Origin of the sequence: Streptomyces enissocaesilis (genome assembly GCF_039533765.1) — a bacterium.
Taxonomy (GTDB): domain Bacteria; phylum Actinomycetota; class Actinomycetes; order Streptomycetales; family Streptomycetaceae; genus Streptomyces; species Streptomyces enissocaesilis.
In genome coordinates this window covers 26,918-46,834 of record NZ_BAAAUD010000115.1, presented here as the reverse complement: position 1 = coordinate 46,834, position 19,917 = coordinate 26,918, and the positions used below count along the sequence as shown (strand labels likewise).

18 protein-coding genes are annotated in these 19,917 nt (G+C 69.4%); 9 read left to right on the top strand and 9 right to left on the bottom strand.

All coding sequences use genetic code 11. The features are described from left to right. Positions 1-273: 273 nt before the first annotated feature. The gene (locus ABD374_RS34175; protein ID WP_344500977.1) at positions 274-696 is read right to left on the bottom strand and encodes a DUF6207 family protein; all 423 of its coding nucleotides are present in this window, start codon (positions 694-696) and stop codon (positions 274-276) included. A 528-nt stretch (positions 697-1,224) separates the two neighbouring features. On the opposite strand from ABD374_RS34175, the gene ABD374_RS34170 reads away from it, so the two are divergent. The 5 genes from ABD374_RS34170 (at position 1,225) to ABD374_RS34150 (ending at position 4,788) form a co-directional block, all read left to right on the top strand. Next, the gene (locus ABD374_RS34170; RefSeq protein ID WP_344500975.1) at positions 1,225-1,584 is read left to right on the top strand and encodes an STAS domain-containing protein; all 360 of its coding nucleotides are present in this window, start codon (positions 1,225-1,227) and stop codon (positions 1,582-1,584) included. 89 nt (positions 1,585-1,673) lie between these two features. Continuing rightward, positions 1,674-2,162, top strand: coding sequence for a hypothetical protein (locus tag ABD374_RS34165; RefSeq protein ID WP_344500973.1), 489 nt, complete (start codon positions 1,674-1,676; stop codon positions 2,160-2,162). Between the two features lie 126 nt (positions 2,163-2,288). Continuing rightward, complete coding sequence (locus ABD374_RS34160) at positions 2,289-2,612, top strand: hypothetical protein (RefSeq protein ID WP_344500971.1); 324 nt, start codon at positions 2,289-2,291, stop codon at positions 2,610-2,612. A gap of 56 nt (positions 2,613-2,668) precedes the next feature. Further along, positions 2,669-2,992 (top strand): helix-turn-helix domain-containing protein, encoded by a 324-nt coding sequence (locus ABD374_RS34155; RefSeq protein ID WP_344500969.1) that lies wholly within the window; start codon positions 2,669-2,671, stop codon positions 2,990-2,992. 551 nt (positions 2,993-3,543) lie between these two features. Then, positions 3,544-4,788 (top strand): serine hydrolase domain-containing protein, encoded by a 1,245-nt coding sequence (locus tag ABD374_RS34150; RefSeq protein WP_344500967.1) that lies wholly within the window; start codon positions 3,544-3,546, stop codon positions 4,786-4,788. A gap of 701 nt (positions 4,789-5,489) precedes the next feature. Here the strand turns inward: ABD374_RS34150 and ABD374_RS34145 are convergent. The 4 genes from ABD374_RS34145 to ABD374_RS34130 all read right to left on the bottom strand — a co-directional run bounded on the left by ABD374_RS34145 (position 5,490) and on the right by ABD374_RS34130 (position 11,007). Beyond that, entirely contained in the window at positions 5,490-5,810 is a 321-nt protein-coding gene (locus tag ABD374_RS34145) for a DUF6191 domain-containing protein (RefSeq protein WP_344500981.1), read from the bottom strand. Positions 5,811-6,652: 842 nt separating this feature from the next. Further along, complete coding sequence (locus ABD374_RS34140; protein ID WP_344500965.1) at positions 6,653-8,257, bottom strand: nickel transporter; 1,605 nt, start codon at positions 8,255-8,257, stop codon at positions 6,653-6,655. Positions 8,258-8,260: 3 nt separating this feature from the next. Next, positions 8,261-9,472: a tetratricopeptide repeat protein gene (locus tag ABD374_RS34135; protein WP_344500963.1), complete on the bottom strand. Its 1,212-nt coding sequence runs from the start codon at positions 9,470-9,472 to the stop codon at positions 8,261-8,263. 47 nt (positions 9,473-9,519) lie between these two features. Further along, positions 9,520-11,007 carry a DUF4331 domain-containing protein gene (locus tag ABD374_RS34130; RefSeq protein WP_344500961.1) on the bottom strand — a complete coding sequence of 496 codons (1,488 nt, stop codon included), beginning with the start codon at positions 11,005-11,007 and terminating at the stop codon, positions 9,520-9,522. Positions 11,008-11,299: 292 nt separating this feature from the next. Between ABD374_RS34130 and ABD374_RS34125 the strand changes: the two genes are divergently transcribed. Both ABD374_RS34125 and ABD374_RS34875 read left to right on the top strand, forming a co-directional pair. Next, positions 11,300-12,001, top strand: a complete 702-nt coding sequence (locus ABD374_RS34125) for a hypothetical protein (RefSeq protein WP_344500959.1) — start codon at positions 11,300-11,302, stop codon at positions 11,999-12,001. A gap of 537 nt (positions 12,002-12,538) precedes the next feature. Beyond that, positions 12,539-12,667: a hypothetical protein gene (locus tag ABD374_RS34875; protein ID WP_425577428.1), complete on the top strand. Its 129-nt coding sequence runs from the start codon at positions 12,539-12,541 to the stop codon at positions 12,665-12,667. 351 nt (positions 12,668-13,018) lie between these two features. On the opposite strand, the gene ABD374_RS34115 is transcribed toward ABD374_RS34875, so the two are convergent. From ABD374_RS34115 to ABD374_RS34100, 4 genes are all read right to left on the bottom strand, one after another. Then, entirely contained in the window at positions 13,019-13,894 is an 876-nt protein-coding gene (locus ABD374_RS34115; protein WP_344500957.1) for a poly(ethylene terephthalate) hydrolase family protein, read from the bottom strand. A gap of 85 nt (positions 13,895-13,979) precedes the next feature. After that, positions 13,980-14,630 (bottom strand): CoA transferase subunit B, encoded by a 651-nt coding sequence (locus tag ABD374_RS34110; RefSeq protein ID WP_344500955.1) that lies wholly within the window; start codon positions 14,628-14,630, stop codon positions 13,980-13,982. Continuing rightward, on the bottom strand, positions 14,627-15,385 hold the full coding sequence (locus ABD374_RS34105; RefSeq protein ID WP_344500953.1) for a CoA transferase subunit A: 759 nt from the start codon (positions 15,383-15,385) through the stop codon (positions 14,627-14,629). The genes ABD374_RS34110 and ABD374_RS34105 overlap by 4 nt, the downstream gene beginning before the upstream one ends. 193 nt (positions 15,386-15,578) lie before the next feature. Continuing rightward, positions 15,579-16,376: an esterase/lipase family protein gene (locus ABD374_RS34100; protein WP_344500951.1), complete on the bottom strand. Its 798-nt coding sequence runs from the start codon at positions 16,374-16,376 to the stop codon at positions 15,579-15,581. A 566-nt stretch (positions 16,377-16,942) separates the two neighbouring features. Between ABD374_RS34100 and ABD374_RS34095 the strand changes: the two genes are divergently transcribed. Both ABD374_RS34095 and ABD374_RS34090 read left to right on the top strand, forming a co-directional pair. Continuing rightward, entirely contained in the window at positions 16,943-17,851 is a 909-nt protein-coding gene (locus tag ABD374_RS34095; protein ID WP_344500949.1) for a 3-hydroxyacyl-CoA dehydrogenase family protein, read from the top strand. A gap of 134 nt (positions 17,852-17,985) precedes the next feature. Further along, positions 17,986-19,863 (top strand): helix-turn-helix domain-containing protein, encoded by a 1,878-nt coding sequence (locus ABD374_RS34090; protein WP_344500947.1) that lies wholly within the window; start codon positions 17,986-17,988, stop codon positions 19,861-19,863. The last annotated feature ends 54 nt before the right edge of the window (positions 19,864-19,917 follow it).

Below are 19,917 nucleotides of genomic sequence, written 5' to 3'. Positions count from 1 at the left end.
GCGGAGCAGCACGCCAAACAGGTGGCTGCCGCCGCCCTGCGCGAGGCCGGTATCACCGAGGACGATGCCCCGCTGGGCCCGACCGCGGTGACCGGCATCGACACCCAGCCTTTACGCCGTCCCTGAAGGCGGCATCCAGCAGAGGCAGTCGACGGCATCCGCCGGGCACACGCAGCAAGACGCTGCGCATGACGGCAGGCCACCCGCGCAGGCCCGCGAGTTTCATTGACGGTGGGAGAACGGCTCCGTCACTGGTAGCCGACCGCTGCCACGTCATGGTGCGGGGCGTCGGGTGTCCGCGTACACGCGGCCCTTCGCCTTCCTTGGCGTCCCGGGCTCGCGTCGTACGGCGGTGATGCCGGAGGTGGCCCACCGCTGTTCCGGGCCGGTCATCCCCGCGCGTTCGGTGGTCTCATCAGCGGCGGTGACGTCCAGGACCACAAGGCCCGGTGCGCGCAGGTGCCGCTCGTTGATGCTGATGTGCCGTCCGGCGACGTTGCGCGGTGGTGCGGTGCGCCGGTGGCCGTGTGGCCGCCCGGCCGGGTGACTGTCGTACTCGGGTCGGCCTGCCTGCCTGCCGTCGGCTGGTGAGGGGTCGGTCCTGGCAAAGCGTGGCGGTGCTGGTGTCCCGGACGTCGCGCGGACGCAGTCGAACCGGCAGAGCCCGCATGGTTGCGGCGGTGCTCGCAAGCGCACCTGGAATCATCACCAGCCCCTGGGGCTGGACATCCGGCCCCGTCGCCAACGGCGCTGCCGTGCGGCTGACCGGAGTGCGACAACCAGGGTGTCACCGCCACGCCAACGAACGGGGAAGCAGTCGTCCACAGCGCTGAGGGGGGACATCCGCCGGTCGGCGCCGAGTGATGTCCCGGTGAGCGGCTCGTCAGGCAGAGGGGCCTGTGCGGGCTCTGCTTCCACCAGCGCTGTGGTCTCAAAAGCTCGTCGCCGCAGGGCCGTTGGGCGGGGTTGGCGTGAGCGGACTTGGAACCGGGAGGCCCGCTCCGCCTGCCGCTGCCGGGGCGGCCGTGTCTTTCGGTGACGGGGGCATGCACACGCGTCTCAGCAGACAACCTCCTATATCTATCTCAGTCACTAAAGTTTTATTTATGCGACTCAGGAAGATATTCTCCCCTGCAGAGTGCCGGTCAGGCAGTGTGTCCGGCGTGGAGACGAGCCCGCTGCTGTGTGCGCACAAGCGGGTTCCCAGGTGATGAAGGTGGAAACGTGAGCAAGACGACGGGGCCCGAAACTCGCGTCCTGATGCTGCCCGGCAGGGACGGCAGGCGCGTCATCGTCTGTGAGGGGGAGTTCGACATGGGCTCCCAGGCAGCCCTGCGCCAGGCACTGGAAACGGCGCATGACGACGGCATCACGCGGACCGTGGTCGACCTGGCCGGTGTCTCCTTCGCCGACTCCTCCATGCTCAACACCCTGATCCAGGCCCACCGCCGCCAGCACCTGGTCCTCGCCGGCCCCCTCACCCCGCAGGTGAGCAGGCTCCTGGAAATCAGCGGTGCCTACGCGCTCTTCACCATCGCCGCCGACACGGCCAGTACCACCGAACCCACTGCACAGCTTCCGTAGGCCGGACTCATGAGCGGCTTTATGGGCTTTTGGCCAGCCGTCGCGCGGGTCGGTCGACTGGACTGGCGGCCGCTCGACGGCATGCCCCGGTGTCGTCGGCACGGCTTGCAAAGTGGCTGCGGCAGAACATCACCCTGATCGCCGCATCAGCTCTGGACCGTTTCCCTCCCCGTCCGGCGGTGCAGGATGATCGCATGATCAATGCGCGTCGGCCCCTGTCGGCGGAGGCGGTCCCGGACGGGACGTTGCTCACCGGCTTCAACAACGCGTACGCGCAGGCCAAAGACCGTACTGTGCCGCTTGTCCGTGTTTCCCGGGCGCGTGGGCGTGGGACGGTGCAGGCGGACCTGGACACCGCACCGGCGTGGAATGGCATGCCTGGTCTGGGCGGGTTCCTGTGCCGTACGTGCGAGCGCCTGGTGGAGGTGGAGTGCGGTCTGGTGTCGTCCGAGTCGTCGGCCACCGCCACGTACCTCGTGCCCCACGACCCGCGAGACGAGCCGACCGCTCGGAGCCTGGCCGCGTTTTTGCACGCCGCCCTGCACGGAGACATCAAGCCGCTCGCCTTCTTTCGGTGACCACTCTGCGCGGACCTGAGCCCGGTCGCAGACCGCCGGCAGCGCATGGGCGGAGCGTCCGGCAAACCCGTGACACCCTGTTCCCTTCGACTGGACCGCCGGAAGTCCTGGAACGACGCTCTGACGGTGGCCGACAACCAGGCCCTGTACGGCGCCTACGCCGCCTACTTCACACGTCAGGTCGAGGCGCAGGCGGACCCGTCCAAGCAGGTTTCCGACGTGCTGATGGACACCCAGGCGGGCCGGGCCAAGGCCTACTTCTTCCCCCGGGCGACCACGGACGTCATCGTCGACATCCTCAGCACGGTGGACGACCCGGTTGACGGGAAGCCGGCCTGCCACGGCAACTGTGAGCGATCTGGTGGGGGATGCCCGGCATCTGTCACCGTCGGTGCGGGAAGTCCTGCGGCTACGGGCGGTGGCGGCGTTGGTGACGGGGCGGGACCGTGAGGACGTAGCGGCGGTCTTCAGGGTGTGGCTGAAGGCGGTTGACGCGTGGCAGACCGGTGGCCGTGGCGCGTTGGTCATGCAGCCGCAGGGCAGCCGGTGGGAGGCACCAGGTGTTCGGGCAGGCCGAGCAGGCCGCTGTGCGGCAAACGGTCTTCGATCACCGTCCTTGTGGCGTGGGTCTGAGCGGGCATTTGTGGACACGGCGGCTGGTGGGCGAGCTGATCACAAGGCTGTATCGGGTGCGGCTGGCCGAGCCCGGGGCGGGCAAGTACCTGAAGCGGTGGGGGCTGTCCTTTCAGCTCCCGGACAAGCGGGCCGTGGAGCAGGCCCCAAGGTCGTGTGCCGCTGGTACGAGGAGATCTGGCCGGCGATCCGGGTGAAGGAGAGGAAGGACGGGGGGCGAGGTTCTGTTGGCAGACCAGGCCGTCGTCCGCTCCGACCAGGTCACCGGCCGCGTTCGGGGTGAGAAGGGCAGGACCGTTCTCGGGCTGCTTACGCTGGTCGCGGGCGGCAGTCTGCGGAGCAGATCGTCTGTCAGGGTGGTCGCTCGAAGCGAAAGGCGGTGGTTCGCGCCTGAGCGGCGCCCCGTCCGGCAGACACACAGAAATGCCGACACCCCCTCCCTCCCACCGCCCCGGCCCGCCCCGCCCCGCCCGGGACGGTTCTCCTGTGCCCCGGACCGTTTCCGAACCCCGGCGACGTTCCGCGACCTGCCAGCGAAACGGTCCTGGCACCCGGTCGGACGGGATATCGGCACCCCGTGACAGGAACCGATGTGACGCGTTGGCACTCATGCTCCATGGGGATCCCGGACAGCACGCAGTGATCGCTCCTCCCGGGTCCCCACGGCACACCCCACGCGTGTGCCGTTTTTCCGATGAGTCGAGAACGAGGAAGTCACGTGCCCCTGTCGACGCACCGACGTCTGGCCATGAGCGCCACCCTGATCGCCGCCCTCGCCGGCGGTCTCGCCCCCGCCACCGCAGCCTCCGCGGCACCGGCAACCCCCACGGCCACTGCCGGCCCCGCGACCCCCGCCGCGCCCACCCCCACCCCTGCCCCCGACTTGGACGGCGTGACCGCGGCCTTGAACGCCGCCATGGCCAACGGCGCTCCGGGCGCGATGGCCCGCTTCACCGGTCCCGACGGCGTCCGGACGCGCACTGCCGGCGTCCGCGACCGCGTCTCCGGCGAGGCCATGGACACCCGGGCACGCTTCCGCATCGGCAGCGTCAGCAAGACCTTCTCCAGCGTCGTGCTGCTCCAGCTGGTCGACGAAGGACGGCTGGAGCTCGACGCACCGGTCAACCGCTACCTTCCCGGGCTGCTGCCCGACGATCGCATCACGGTTCGTCACCTGCTCACCCACCGCAGCGGCCTGGCCGACTACACCGAGGCCATGTTCGCCAAGACCGTGCCCGGCTTCGAAGCCGTGCGCAACCGCGTCTTCACCTACCAGGAGCTGGTCGACCTCTCGCTGGCCGAACCCCGCACCACCGAGCCCGGTGTGGCCTACAAGTACTCCAACGCCAACTTCGTCGTCATCGGCATGCTCATCGAGAAGGCCACGGGGACCCCGGTCGCCAAGCAGTACGAACGGCGCATCATCAAGCCGCTGAAGCTGCGTCACACCTCTTACGTCCACCCGGAGACCCGGATCAAGGGAACACACGTGCGCGGCTACCTCCACCCCGACGAGGCGGGGGCGCCGCTCGTCGACTCCACGGAGCAGACCGCTTCCTGGGCCCAGTCGGCCGGCGCGGTCATCTCCGACCCGGCCGACCTGAACACCTTCACGACCGCGCTCATGCGGGGCAGGTTGCTCTCGCCCCGGATGCTGGACGCCATGACCACGGTCACCCCGACGGACACCACCCAGACCCGCTTCTACGGGCTCGGACTGCGCCGCTACGACCTGTCCTGCGGCACCCAGGTGTACGGGCACACCGGCACCGTGCAGGGCTTCTACACGTACGCCTTCGCCACCCGCGACGGCCGGCGCGCGCTCTCCGCCATGGCGAACACCTCGAACCGGGGCGCGGCGAACACGGCGCTCGGCGGGACGCTGGAGGCGGCCTTCTGCGGGAAGAAGACCGCGCCCGCGGCGCCGTCGGCCAAGGTGCAGCGCGCGCTCTCCATCCTGCCGGCGGAGGCCGACCTGCCCGAGCGCCGCTGAGGCCGGCCCTGGTCCGAGGCCGCGGCCGACGGAAGGCAGGGCCGACGGCGCGTGTCGTGCATCGCAAGGGATGCAGACCACCGTCTCGCCCGCCGTGGTGAGCGTCGGAGCCCTCCACGCCGGGAGCCGCGGCCACATCATCGCCGACCGTGCCGGGCTCTCCTTGAGCGTGCGCACCTTCGGCCAACTCGTCCGTGACCGCGTCCTGGCCGCGATCGTACGCGTCGTGCGCCGGAGGCCGCCGCCTCCGGCGCTCCCGCCGACCCGGACACCACCGTGGACGTCGGCGTGGTGCTGGCCGGGCGAGGCGGTTCCCGCATGCTGCCGATCTTGGACATCGGGCTCTCGCGATGCACCGTACTGAGCCTCCGCCGACTTGAAGTCGCTGGTCAAAGGGCTGGCGTGCCGATCGGTCAGAATGCTCACCTGGTACAGGACGCCGGTCTGTGGGCTACATCATCCGTCGGAGTTGCCCTGGGGTGGATCGGGCGCCGTATCCACCGACCAGAAACCGCAAGATCACGCCATCGAACTGCTGCCGCAGCCGCTCGGGATACGGACCGTACCTGCCGATCGGAAGGTACGGTCCGACGAATCCCGCACCTCATGGGTCAGCTGTACCCGCGTCATACGCGAGGAACTACCAGATGCCTTATGACAACGAACCCGGAGCATGTGCCGTCGCAGGTTGGGCGATACTCCTACCGCCCGGGGCGCGGCATCCGTATGACCACCGTCCCCGCGGCCGGGTCCACCATCGTCCTGTTCGGCGGGGCCCCGTCATCTTCGTCGTCCGGCATGATCAGTGCCGACTGCCGCTCCTTCAGCTCGCTTTGCTTGCCTGGGCAAAAGCTTGCGTGCAGCTGTTCGAATCCGGTCGCTGATATCTGCCCCTGACGTGCGCTGTTCCGCCACGGCAACCCTCCGGCCCGCCCTGCGCGCAGCAGCAGCTGGTCGACGAAGGCCAGCAGGGTCAGCATGATGACCAGCCCAGGCAGGGTCATGAACAAGACGAATTGCATGTCCCCAGTATCCGGGCCGCAGTTCCAGTCGAGCACGGTTTCGCCCACCTCAAGAACCGGCAGATCCTCGCCGAGTTCCGCACCGACCCAGCACGCACCACCCACCTGCTGCGTGCTCTGCTTGTCCCGACAAGAATCGAAGTCAACCGCTGACGGGCGATCCACTCCGCAGGCTACCGCCCGCGACCAGCGTGAGCACCCCGGAATACCATCACACCAGCCCTTTGACCTGCGGTTTCAAGTTGGTGGAGGCTCACTGTCCCAGCTGACGCGGGTGTCGCTTCCGTCACTGAAGACGCCCCTGGTGCTGGGGGTGGATGACTTCGCGCTCTACGGCGACACCTACGGCCCCCCTTGGCCGACGCCACCACCCGGCTCCCGCTCACGCTCCGGGAAGGACACGACGCCGAACAGCTCGGTCGCTGGCTCCGCGAGCACCAGGTGTCGAGGTCGCCTGCAGGGACAGCTCACTCACCTACCGGCAGGGCATCGCCGCTGACGCCCCGGATGCCGTGCAGGTCAGCGACCGCTTCCAGTGTGCCATAAGGTGCTGAGCAGGGTCGCCCAGCACAGTGATCTGCACCGCGATCGGTCGGACGTGCCGACGGCGAGGAACTGGTCCTACCCGGATTCCAGGTACGCCTTTCCGCCCTGGGTGATGCCGCTGACGCCGGGGGCTACTGCGTTCGCACCTTCAGCGTGCGCAGGTCGAAGGAGATCCGGAACCTCTCGACGCCCTGGGCTTCGCGGCTGCCTTTGGCGGCGGCGCGGGTGAGCGCGAAGCTGTACACCCTGACCTGTGGTTCGCGGGTCTCCCATGTCTGGTTGTACTTCTCTGGGGTTCAGAGTGTGAGCAGACTTCGCAATGTGAGGCTGATGCCTACGGTGAGGACGGCGAGAGCGGTGAGGAGGGTCGCGTAGCGGGTGTAACGGCGCAGAGAGGGCAGGCGGCGTTCGCTCAGAGCGGCGAGTCGGCTTCCGCCGCCGGAGAGCAGCAGGCCGGCGGCGGTCAGGGTGAGGGCCATGCCGAGGCCGTAGCCGACGACGAGCAGGACGCCGAAGAACGTCCGGCTCAGTGCGATGGCACCCAGCAGGACGACGAGGGCCGACGGGCTGGGTACCAGACCTGCTGCGAGTCCTACGCCGAGGAGCGCGGGGGTACCGGTGCGGCGCGGCCTCTTCCCGCCGCGGGGGTCGGTCTCGTGGGCGTGTTCGCCGTGGTCGTGTGAGGGGTCGGCCGCGTGCTGGTGTTCATGACCATGGGGGTGGTCATGACGGTGACCATACGCGTGAGCGTGTTCCGATGTCTCGTCCTGTGCGTGTCCGTGGCTGTGTCCGTGGTGCCAGTGTGCGGGGAGCCGCCCGGTCCGCGATGCCCGTACCGCCGTCACCGCCAGCACCATTCCCAGCACCGCGATCACCGTACCGCTGATCGCTCCTAGCCATGCCAGCAGTTGTTCCCCGACGAATCCGCCGCCCGCGGTGAGGATCAGGCCCAGGGCCAGGACCCCGGCGGTATGGGTGGCCGTGACTGTCGTCCCGACCGCGAGAGCGGCGCGGACGCCGCCTTTCCGGCGGGCCAGGCAGGCGGCGACGGCGAGTTTGGCGTGCCCGGGCAGTGCTGCGTGGCCCGCGCCCAGGAGCAGGGTCAGCAGGACGGCGAGGAGACCCACTGGCAGGGTGAGGTCCCGGCCGGCCGTCAGACTGGTGAGCCGGTGCTCCAGCGCCGGAAAGAGCACGGTACCCCGGTCCGAAGCCTGAACTGCCGGTACCTCATCCGGTTTTACCGGCCCGGGGGCACCAGGAGCGGCCCCGACCGCCCTCGGTTCCGCACGCAGCTCCGCCGTGGCCACATCGAGCGGCTGTTCACCCCCGTCCAGCGGGTAGTGGCGCAGTACATCGCTCGGGCTCTTCGAGGGAACCGACGACTCCGCCAGTCGTACGCGCTCGCCCGGGGCAGCGGTGATCTCCCTCCAGCCGGTCCGTGTCACATCCGCCCCCGAGGCGAAGGAGACATCGGCGGGCCGGGAGAGATCTGCGTCAGCCCGCAGGGTGCAGCTCAGCCGGGCGACGGGAACTCCCGCGGCCCCTTTCCCGTACGTCAGGGTGGAGTGGCCCACCTTCCAGGCGATGCGCTCGCCGCCCACCCAGGTCCTGGTGCGGCCGGCGAGTTGGGCGCACCGCTCGGCTGCCCGGTCCGCCGCTTCGGCTGGTGAGATCGTTCCGTCGCGGTCGGTGTCCGTCGCTTCCTCGTCCTGCGCGGTGGGGATCTCCGCAGTGTCGACGACGGCGGTGTCCTCGATTCGGTCGTGCGACAAACGCAGTCCGTCGTAGTGGTTGACGCTGAAGTTGCCCAGTGGGTGGGCGTGGGCCGTCGGCACCGCGGTCAGGCTGACCAGCACCAGCAGGGGCGCCGCGACGACCGCCGCGCGGCATGGAAACTTCATCGACTACCCATCTCCGTCGGGTCGGTGCAGGGAGAGGTGTGGGTTCAGGGCGACGGCCTCGCGTAGATGACGGGATCCCTCGGGCATGGCCAGTGCCCGCTCGATCGTGCCCCGGTGGTAGCGGAACAGCGCGTTCTTCCAGCCGGTTGCGGCTGCCCGGCGTGCGTAGGTGAGGGCCTCGGTGTTCTGTCCCGCGCGGTGCAGCGCCCACCCGAGTGCATCGGCGACGATGACGCTCCGAGTCTGCTTCCACTCTCTGCGCGCGAGCTCCACCGCGACCTTCGGGTCGCCGTGATCAGCTGCGTAGAGGATGAGATGCGGGTCGACCGGGCCGCCGTCCGCACGGGCCATCCGTACCTGCGCCGACAAGGCGGCCCGCTCGCTCCCTCGGCGGGAATCCCCGCTCGCGCCTCGAAGCTCCAGCGTCTCCAGCAGGAACTGTGGCAGCGGCATCCGTTCGACGAGCCGCGCGTACAAGTCGAGTGCCTTACCGGTGTGCCCGCGAGCGGCGGCCACCCGGGCGATTCCGGCCTGCCCGTACGGATGGTCCGGCACGGCGGCCAGGGCGCGCCGGTAGTGCCGTTCCGCCTGGTCCACCTTGCCCCGGGACCAGGCCAGGTCGCCCAGGCGGGCCTCGGCGAAGCCCCGTTCGCCCGGTGTGACCGCGCTGTCCACGGCGCGCTGGAGTGCGATGGCGGCGTCCTCGGGCCTTCCGCCGGTCTCCAGGTCGTAGGCGGCTCTGCTGTAGGCGGCTGTGGCCGGGGCGATGTCGAGCATCCGCTGTACGGCTGCGCGCGCCTGTGGATAGTTCCCGAGCTGGATTTCGGCGTCCGCCAGTACGGCGTACCCGTCCGGCCGGTCGGGTGCCATCCGGGTGGCGCGCAGCCCGTACCCGCGCCCGTTCGCGAACTCGTGCCGGGCGTTGGCGAGCAGCCCCTGCCCTGTCACGGCCCCGTAGTTGTCCGTGGCGTCGAGGGCGAGGGAACGGCGCAGGGCCCTCTCGGCGGCGTCGAGCCGGCCCGCGTCGAGGGTGGTGCGGGCCTGCTCGATTTCGGCGCGTGCCAGGCCGGCCCAGGCGGCCGGGTCGTCGGGGTGTGCCTTTGTCGCCTTGCGGGCGGTGTCGGCAGAGCTGATGTCAGTGCTGTGGGCGCCCGCGGGGGCGGCGGTGGCCCGGGGCCGGGAGGTGTCAGGACCGAGATGGAGAAGTCCAGCCACACACCCGGCCACGGCCGCCGCCGCGCCCACGGCGGTGATCAGACGCCTCACGGGCCCGCGTGCGGGAGATTGAGGTACGGGAAGACGGTCTGGGCGTCGGCGGGCTCCAGACCGATGACCGGCTTCGGGAGCAGCCCCGCGGCGGACGGCCCGGCGGGCTCGCCCTCCAGCATCCGGATCAGCGGCCCGTCGATGTTGTCGTTGAGCCGCCGCCCGTTCGGGAAGCCCTGGAGATCCCCGTCGAGGACACCGTGCGCCTTCGGGCTGGTGGTGACAGGGGTGTGGAGGTTCAGACGCAGTTGCTCGGCCAGCACAATGCGCTTCGGGTCGGCATCGGCGTTCATCGTGTGGGTGTTGAGGTCGAAGCCGAACGCGGCCCCGTTGTCCTTGCCGACGCCCTTCATGAACAGGGCCTGGATGTCGTGGCGCGGCGTCGCCGGTGCTTTGCGGCCCTGCGCCCTCTCGATTCGGTGCGGCGGTACGGGGTCGAGGGTGGCGGCCAGGAAGTCGCTCTCCAGATGGTCGTCCTTCGGCACGCGAGCCTGGAGCCGGTCCTCGGGCCCGCCGGGCTCGGCCAGCCCGATGGTGGAGCCGAACAGCGCGAACGCGACGTGCGGCATGCCGTGCCGGGAGACCTGCCGGAAGGTGGGGGCCTGCTGGGAGAGGCTGCGCTCCAGGTTCGCGCCCTGCCGGGAGACGGACGCCCACACACCGACGACCGGGTTGCGCTTCGGGTCTCCGTTCAGGGCGATCTCACGCTTGGGCACTTGCAGGACCAGGCTGTTCACGTTCAGCGCCGACAGCGGCTGGGCATCGGGCAGCCATCCCGGCACCGGGCCGCGGGTGCCGACCGTGTACAAGCCGAAGACCTGGGTGTCGGCCTTGAACGATTCCGCCGCCTGCGTGGCCACGCTCCGCCCACCGCCGGGAAGTTGGCGGATCGCCTGCGTCCGCAACTTGCCGTAGTCGGGCATCAGTGCCCGGCCGGTGTGGGTGGGGGAGGCGATCGCGTCCTTCAGCAGTGTCTGGACGGCGCCGTCCGCCTCGACCTTCTCCAAGGTGTACTTCTGGCGTACCCCGAGCGACCGGTCGTCGAGCGAGTTCACCGGCAGAGGCCCGACCTTCGGCCCTGTCCCGAACGGCCTGCGGTCCTCGTCCCGGAAGGTCCAGCGGTAGGTGGTGTCGGGCGCCCCGTCACCGTCGGCGTCCGCGTGGATCTCGTACCGCGCACCGGTCGCGAACGGGAAGTCCACCAGAGCATTGGCCGCGGTACCGGGCGCCTGGAAGGGGCGGACGTTCGCGATGAGCGTGACCATGTCCGCGTTGTCCGGGCTGGTGAAGGCGTACACGTCGGTCAGGTCCGCCGGGGAGTCGAGCACGGTCGAGGGGGCGTCGATGTGCCCGCCCGCCTCGCTGGTTCCCGTGAACTGCCCGGACAGGGCAGCGGCAGTGAGCGCGGCAGTGGTGGCGGCGAGGACAGCGAGCCGCCGATGGGGCAGTGGGTTGGTTCCGGACGTTCTGGGGGTTCCCGGCACGCGTGTCTCCAGGGCTGTGGGTGGGGGAGTCGCTACACCCAACAGCTCATGTGATCTTGGCGCGACCGTTACGCGTGGCACATCACTCGTCACGTGACTCTTTCCCCCCGAATGGCCTAACGAGCCACCCTCGTGGTCGCCAGGCCATGCATCAATGAACATACTCACCGTGAAGTCGATCTTCGTACGCTTCGTTGCCCCGACATCGAACTGGGCCTCGCAATCCCGCTGTTGGGCCTGTCCGGGGAAGGGCTCCGACGCCTTCACACCCCTCACAGACTGGAAACGTTTCATGCGTATGCACGCACTGCGCCGTCTCACCGTCCTTGCCGCCGTGGCCGCGCTCTCCGTACCGCTCGGACTGTCCTCGTCCGGAGCGGCTGCCCAGCAGCCGACCAACACCACCAGGACGGCAGCCGCCGCCGAGCCGCTGCCGGGCGCCTACATCTCCCCTTGGGGCGATGCCCAGGTGAAGATTGGTGACGAAACCCTGGCCTGGATGGAGCGCGAAGGCATCACTGTGGAGGCCATCAGCCCGTTCGTGATGGACGCCGACGGCCGGGGCTTCAGCATGCCGATCGGTTCAACGGCCGGTGACGGCCTCGACACCAAGGGCCGCATCTTCTACCCGGGCGGCCTCGAGATCCACCACTCCCGATCCGGCAAGACGATCACCCTGAAGTCCACGTTCATCCGCGTCATGCCGACGCCCGCCTACTCCGCAGGCGTCTCGATCGATGGCAAGCCGCTCCTTGAGGAAGTCACGATCGCCGAGTCCACCTACACCGAGGTCATGGCCGGAGCCCGCCCCAGCCCCACGGGCTTCCGCATCAAGAAGGCCCCGTTCTACGTCACTCAGGAAGCCGCAAACCTCTTCGCGGCGGGCACCGGAGCCACAGCCCCGCGCGCCGGCAGCCTCTTCGGCACGCTCACGCCCAACTTCGACTACGTCCCGAACGCAGCGAAGCCGCCGACGTCCCCGACCCTCCCGTAACTCCCGCGCACTAACGGAAGGCCAGGCCGACGCCCGGTTCGCGCCACGGCTCCTGGCTCTTCGGGCTGTCGCTCTTCCGCTCCACCGATCTGCTCGGCGGGAGCGGCCGGCGCGGAGGCCGCCAGCAGGGCGCTCAGGGACAGAGGCCGGCCGCAGTGCCCGCCGGATGGAGGCGGACACCCGGTAGGTGCCGCTCGCCGCCGGGGACGGTGCCTCCTCCTCCGAGGCCGCCGAGCCCGAGCTGCCGGCCGTGCAGTCTGCTGGCAATGGCCTGTTCGGGGCCACCGAGGTGAATGCTGTGGCCCCGAACCCCGGCGTCCCGCAGGACCGTTCCGGCCGCCGCACCCAAAATGCGCGAGTTCGCGCACTCTTGGCTGCGGGCGTGCTCCAACCCGCACGCCGACATCGATTTCGAAGGCATCCACGCGCGAGTCCGCCGCTCGGGCAGTCGGACTGTCTGCGCTCTAGTCCGAGTTGCCCCGGATCCGGTCGATTCTCGGGCAGGACCGGCTGTTCGCGGTAGTGCAGGATCTGCTCGTGACCGACATCCGTGCGGGACTGCTCCTCCTCCCTTTCCCTTACGGCTACGGGGACACCGAAGCCGGGCACGCTCCCGACCGGGACACCCCCGGTCGGGCCGCGAACGAGACGACCATCACCGGCTGAAACCCAATCTCCGAACAACCGCTGTTCAAAACCGCCGCGGCAGCGCTGCGCTTCGTGGAACGCGGCGACGGCAGCAGTACGTCCGCCCGGAGCACCACTGCGTCCGCTGTCGCCACTGACAACGCGGGCTTGTACAGGGCCACCTGGAACTCGCCCGCGTCGTCGGCAGAAAGCCGGCCCGGGTCCGTCCTCACACAGCTCTCCTTCGATGCCCTGCGTGAGGACTGTCGGCCAGCCCGTACCCGACCCTTCCCATGTCTTGGTGTGTCGAGCAGTCCGGTCTGCAGAGACACTGCGGCACCTGGTCAGCCAGGCTCAGGCTACGTCGGACTCTCCGCAGGTGGTGTGCGGTCAGGGGCCGGGGACGGCCTTGGCACGGGGGTTGCGCTCGAAGACCGACCAGAACGAAGACGAGCAGTAGGTGCAGTTGGGGCCGAAGTACAGGCCACGAGCCTGCTCGTCACGCATGAGGTGGAAGCGGAACCACGCGGTGACGGGGCCGTGCAGGCCGGGGATGCCGTAGTGGTCGGCGCCGCGTTGTTCGGCGTAGACGGCAGGCACCTGGGTGGCCTGGCTGTAGGTCCTGCGGACCGTCGAGGGTGACACGATGGTGTCGTTCTGGCCGGCGTAGAACACCGCAGGGCCCCGTACCCGGCTACCGCTGCTGAACGCGAGGGGGTAGATCGGTGCGATCGTGTCCACCCGGGGATCGGCTCCGGCGTCGACCGCCGCTCCGCCGCCGAAGGAATGGCCGGTGGCACCCACGTTGGCCAGGTCGACCTTGCCCTGGTAGGCGCTGCCCGCCCGGCCGTTCTCGGTTGTCAGGTAGTCCAGTCCTTGCAGCATGGGCCCTCCGGTGCCCGCGTTGCCCTCCGCCGCGGCGACGATGAAGCCGTGCGACGCGAGGTGGTTCAGCAGGGGGGCATACCGGTCGAGACCGGAGCGGGCTCCGTTGTTCCACAGGACGACCGGGTGTGAGGTGCAGCCCAAAGTACCCAGGTCGGCCGGCCGGAAGACGGTCGTGCCTCGGCCGTTGGACGCGGAGCTGACGGCGAACGGGCCGGGGGCGGCCCACTGGCCGTCGACCGACGGGCAGGCCGAGGTCGTCGCCCCGGCCGCGGTGGTGCCCGTGGCGCCGCCCGCCGCCAGCAGAGCCAGGGCTGCGAGCACGGTGCCGATGGTGCGGCTCGCGCGATGACGTTTCAGGGCGCGGGGTAGGGAAGCCATGATTCTCCTCTGGTTGAAGAAGTGCTGCCTGTGCAGGAATTGGGCAAATTCGCGCGTGATCGGCGGGTCGACCGGTCCGCCTGCTTCAGCAGGCAGCCGACATGTGGTGGAGGAGCACGGGTGCGGCCGTGCTGTTGATGATGTTTTCGACGGTGGTGCCCGGGGCGGTTTCCACCAGGGCCAGGCCGTTGGGCGTCACGTCGAGGACCCCGAGGTCGGTGATGACGCGGTGGACGCACCGCTCGCCGGTGAGGGGCAGCCCGCACTCCTCCAGAATTTTCGGGCTGCCGTCCTTGGCGGTGTGGTCCATGAGGACGATGACGCGGCGGGCCCCGTGGACCAGGTCCATCGCGCCTCCCATGCCCTTGACCGTCTTTCCGGGGATCATCCAGTTGGCGAGGTCGCCGTGGGCGGAGACCTGCATGGCACCGAGGACGGCGGTGTCGATGTGGCCGCCGCGGATCATCCCGAAGGACAGCGCCGAGTCGAAGAAGGAGGCGCCCGACAGGACGGTGACGGTCTCCTTGCCGGCGTTGATCAGGTCCGGGTCGGCCTCGTCCTCGGCGGGGTAGGGGCCGGTGCCGAGGATGCCGTTCTCCGAGTGCAGGACGACGTGCACGCCGGGTGGGAGGTGGCCGGGGATGAGGGTGGGCAGGCCGATGCCGAGGTTGACGTAGGAGCCGTCGGTGAGTTCGGCGGCGGCTCGGGCGGCCATCTGCTCACGGGTCCAGGTCATCGGGAAAGTACCGTCCTTTTCTCGATCGGCTTGTCGGCCGCCTGAACCGGGGTGAGCTGGACGACGCGTTGGACGAAGATGCCCGGCACGTGGATGTGGTCGGGGGCCAGTTCGCCGGGTTCGACCAGTTCCTCGACCTCGGCGATGGTGGTCCGGCCCGCCATGGCCGCGAGCGGGTTGAAGTTGGCGGCGGCCCGCCGGAAGACCAGGTTGCCGTGCTGGTCGCCGCGCCAGGCCCGCACGAGCGCGTAGTCGGTGGTGATGGCGTGCTCCAAAACGTAGGGGCGCCCGGCGAAGACCCGAATTTCCTTGGGCGGGGAGGCGAGGACGACCGTCCCGTCGGGGGCGTGGCGCCAGGGCAGTCCGCCGGCGGCGACCTGCGTGCCGACCCCCGCCGGGGTGTAGAAGGCGGGGATGCCCGCACCGCCGGCCCGCAGCCGTTCGGCGAGCGTGCCCTGGGGCACCAGTTCCACCTCCAGTTCCCCGCTCAGGTACTGGCGGGCGAACTCCTTGTTCTCACCGACATAGGAGCCGGTGACGCGGGATATGCGGCCCGAGCCCAGCAGGATCCCCAGGCCGCGCCCGTCCACGCCGCAGTTGTTGGACACCACTTCGAGGTCATCGGCGCCCTGCTCATGGAGCGCCCGGATGAGTGTGTCGGGTACGCCGCTGAGGCCGAACCCGCCGACGGCCAGAGTCGCTCCGGCAGGGATGTCGGCCACTGCTCGAGAGGCCGAAGGCATCGTCTTGTCCATGGGGGAGAAAAGGCCCTTCGTGTGCCGCGCGCCCCGGACCGGCCGCACCAACGTGTGCTGCGCTGGTCCGCCGTGGAGGGCGCGGAAGTCGAGGTCGGCGTGAGGGCGGGACGAAACCGGTGGTGCGCCGGGCGAAACCGGTGGTGCGGCGCCCGGCACGGCCGGTGCACGTCCCGCTTGACCGGGCGGTGTGTCAGTCGTTCTCGTGCGCGGTGATGAACGAGCGCATCTTCGCCAATGCCGTGGCGTTCGAAATGATCATGAGGTGGTTGGGTGCCATCGGCCCGCTCATCAGGTAGTTCTCGTCGGCGCCGGCCAGCTTCGCGGTGTCGGTCGGTGTGGCGTTGTAGTCCGCGGTCGACCTGATCGTGAGGTAGTCGATCTTCTCGTTGAAGGGGACTTCGGAGGGATTGTTCAGGGCCTGGAGGAACGGGGTGTTCGGGGAGGCGAACTGCTGGCAGGACACGTACCACTGACAGCCGTTGTTGGCGGTGCCGTGCTGCGGTCCGGCGAACCCGACGTACTGGGAGACCTTGTCCGCGCCGTCGAGATTCTTGATGTAGTACCGGGCGGCCAGGGTGGAGGCGGACCACGTGGCGAGGACGACCTTGTCGGCCCCGGTCTGGCTGCGGACCTGATCGACCTTGGCCGAGAGCTCCTGTGCGGCCTTGGCCAGGTCCTGCGTCATCGAGCTGCTGTCGGTCCAGGTGAACAGCCGGTTCGAGGGCCAACCGTTGGTCTGCAGGTTGGACTTCATGGTGTTCATGTTGGCCGGTGAGCCGGTCATGCCGGGGATCATGATCACGGGGCCGTGTCCGGCGGCGGGGACCGGCCGGGGCGCCGCACTGGATGCCTGGGAGGCCAGGCCCAGCAGGCTCGTGGTCAGCAGGGCCGCGATCGAGGCGCTGAGCAGCTGCCGCGCAGAAGCCGTTCGCCGGTTGCCGGTGTGGGCCGAGGCCGTCCCGCTGGGCCTGGTGGACGCAAACAGCATGGGGATGCTCCTTACCGTCGAGCAGTCACCGAGCGCCGATGTGCGGCTCGCACCCGGTAGGTCGCCGACAGGGATGGTGGGGTGGTGTGACACAGAGCACGCTAGAACCACCTGTCGTGGCAGGCAGATGGGCGCAGTGCACCTCTTTCACCTCCCGTGGTGTCCGCTCCAGCCATTACGTCTCGGCCCCACCGGCCGGGATGCGCGGCGAGCGCGAGTGCGGGCCCGCCGCGCGTCACAACCGGTGTGACCCGTCGGAGCCCCGGCTGCGGGCGCCGCGTGGGCATTCGGCACACGTCCAGCGCTTCACATATGTGCGCTGCTCCTCTCATGGCGCCTTGTGAAGGCGTCGTACCGTCGTAGCGGCGCGGCGGGGACCGCTGACGCCGTGCGGTTGTCGTGGCCGCCGCCTGCCGTGCGAGCAGACGTCCCAGCCATTGACGTGTGCGCGACCTTTCACCGTTCCGGCCTGTGCCGGCTGCGTCCCCCGCCGTGCGCCTTCGGCGCTCAGGTGCCGCGAGAGCACTCGTCACCGCAAACATCCGCCCAGACTCGGAGGACAGGCAATGACCCGGTTCGGAATCATCGGCGGCGGGCTCATGGGGCACGGAATCGCTGTTGCTCTCGCCCAGGCGGGGCACCGTGTCGTCGTATATGACGCGGACCCCGCGACCCTTGCCTCACTCGATGAGCGAATCGTGCGGGCACTCGAACGCTGCGACATGCTGCCGGGCGATGCCGGGTTGGTCACCGCACGCATCACAGCGGCGAAAACCTTGTCGGACATGGTGGTGCGCGTGGATGCCGTGATCGAAGCCGTCCCCGAGCGACTCGACGTCAAGCATCAGGTCCTGGAGGCACTGGAAGCGAAGATCCCGGCCGTGATGCCGGTGTGGTCGAACACCTCGGTGCTCTCGCTCACCGAAGTGGCCGAAGGCATGCGGCATCCGCAACGGCTGGTGGGAGTGCACTGGTGGAATCCGCCCTACCTCATTCCGCTGGTCGAGGTCGCCCCGGGCGCGGAAACGGACCACCGGTTCGTGCGAGAGGCGTGCGACGTGCTGAACGGGATGGGCAAGACGACGGTGCGCCTGCACCGTGATGTCCCGGGATTCATCGGCAACAGGCTCCAGTTCGCGCTGGTACGGGAGGCACTGCATCTGTTGGAGCAGGAAGTCTGCGACCCGGTGACGATCGACACGGTCATGCGGGCGAGCCTGGGCCTGCGCTGGTCGGCCGTGGGTCCCATGGAGAACGCGGATTTCATCGGACTGGACCTGACCAGGAACATCCTCGACAGCTTGGCGCCCCACTTGTCGGCCGCGGTCACCTTTCCCGCGCTCGACGAGCCGCTCAACGCCGGACAGCGAGGCCGTGCCTCAGGAGGCGGGCTGCTGACCTGGCCACCCGGGCGGGGCGAGGAAGTGGCACAGCGTCTGGAGAGCGGCATTCGCCGCAACCTCGTCGGACCGTGAAGCGTCAGATGCTGCCGCAGGACGGCAACGACGGCGCGGATGAGGGCGGTTCGCCTCAGATCGCCGCGGTGCCTCACCACCGATACGGCGCCATACTTGCCGGACTCCAAGAAGCGAATCTCGACGGAGGGCCGATGGCACAGACGTACGGTATGTCTTTCCTGGAACTGCTGCTCAACGACGCCGACATGGACTTCTTCGACGAGGTGCTCGCGCTGGCCCGCGCCGCGGGAGAGCCGGCCGACCGCCTCAACGCGCTGGAGAAGGAGCGGGCGATCGCGCTGCGTCTACGGGAGAAGCTTCTTCGGCACCGCCGCAACGAGGCGGAGCTTCAGCTGCTCAACGACACCGCGAACGACCTGGCCTCCTTGAGGGCCCTGGACCCCATTCTCCAGGCGATCGCCGACCGGGCCCGGCGGCTGCTGGACTGCGACCTGGCCTACATCAGTCTCAGCGACCGTGGCCGCGGCGACAGCTATATCAAGGCGGCCGCCGGCAACATCTCCGGTCTGTTGCGTGAACTGCGGTTGCCGGTCGGCACCGGCGTCGGAGGGATCGTGGCGCGGACAGGCGAGCCGTACTTCGTCGCCTCGTACCTCACCGACGATTCCTTCGCCCACACCTGTGAGATCGACAAAACCGTTGCCGCGGAGCGGATCGAGTCCTTGCTGGGTGTGCCGGTCAAACTCAACCAGGAGGTGATCGGGGTCCTGCTGGCCGCACACCGCAGTCAGCGCGAGTTCAGCAGCCGGGACATCAGTGTGCTGATGATGCTCGGTTCACATGCCGCCGTGGCCATCGAGAACAGCCGCCTGCTCAGTGCCGCACAAGAGGCCGTGTCGGAGCTGCGGGTCGCCAACGACACCATCAGCTCCCACATGGCGGACCTGGAACGCACCGCGGAGGTCCACGAACGCCTCACCCGCCTGGTCATCCAGGGCAACGGCGTCGACGAAGTCGTTCAGGCGACCGCGACCGCGGTCGCCGGCACGGTGGTCGTCCTCGACGAGGAGGGCACCATAGTGGCCCGGTCCTGCGGTCAGGACGTGGTGCCGGCCGACGAACTCGGCCGGCTCAGCGCGGACGCCTGGCAGGCGGGGCGCACCGTGATCCGCGCGACGCGGTGCGCCGTTCCCCTGGTCACCGAGTCCGAGCCCCTGGGCACGATCATCCTGAGCGCCACCGCGCAGGTCGACGCCACCGACCGGCGCATCCTGGAGAGAGCCGCACTGGTGGCCTCCCTCGTGCTCGTCACCCGCAGACGCATGGCGGAGGCCGAGGCGCGTGTGCGCGGAGAACTGCTGGGGGACCTGCTGACCGCGCACAGCGAGGACCACGACCTCCTGCGGCACCGGGCCGCCCTGCTCGGCGTCGACCTCACCACCTGCCGCACCGTGGTGGTGGCCCGGGTCGACGACGAACCACGCGAGCGGGTCCACGCCGCCGCCGCGGCCATCGCCCGGCGCTCCCACGGCCTGGCGACCTTCCAGCGCAACACCGTCATCCTGCTGCTGCCAGGAGACGACCCTCGGGCCCTGGCACGCCACGCCGTGGATGAGCTCGCGCGAACCGCACGCCACCCCGTCACCGCCGGGACAGCGCGGGCCGCGGACCTCGGCCACATCGCCGCAGCCTTCCGCGAGGCGGACAACTGTCTGCACGCTCTGATCGCCCTCGGCAGGACCGGCGAGATCGCCGACACATGCGGACTCGGTTTCGTCGGAGCCCTCTTCAGCGGAGAGCCGGCCACCGCCTCCTTCATCGAATCGGTCATCGGCCCGGTCATCGCATACGACCGCACCCACCACTCCGACCTGGTACACACACTCGACACGTACTGCCGCACCGGCCAGCACGCCCGCCACACCGCGCGCGAACTGCACCTGCACGTGAACACCGTCACCCAACGCCTGGGCCGGGTGAGCCGGCTCCTCGGTGCCACCTGGCGCGACCCGGAACGACTCCTGGAGATCCAGGTCGCCCTACGGCTGCTGAAAGTCAGCAAGCCATAGCAGACCCGCCCGCGGACCGGCACACGTCGCGGGCAGCCCATGTGCGCGCTGAGC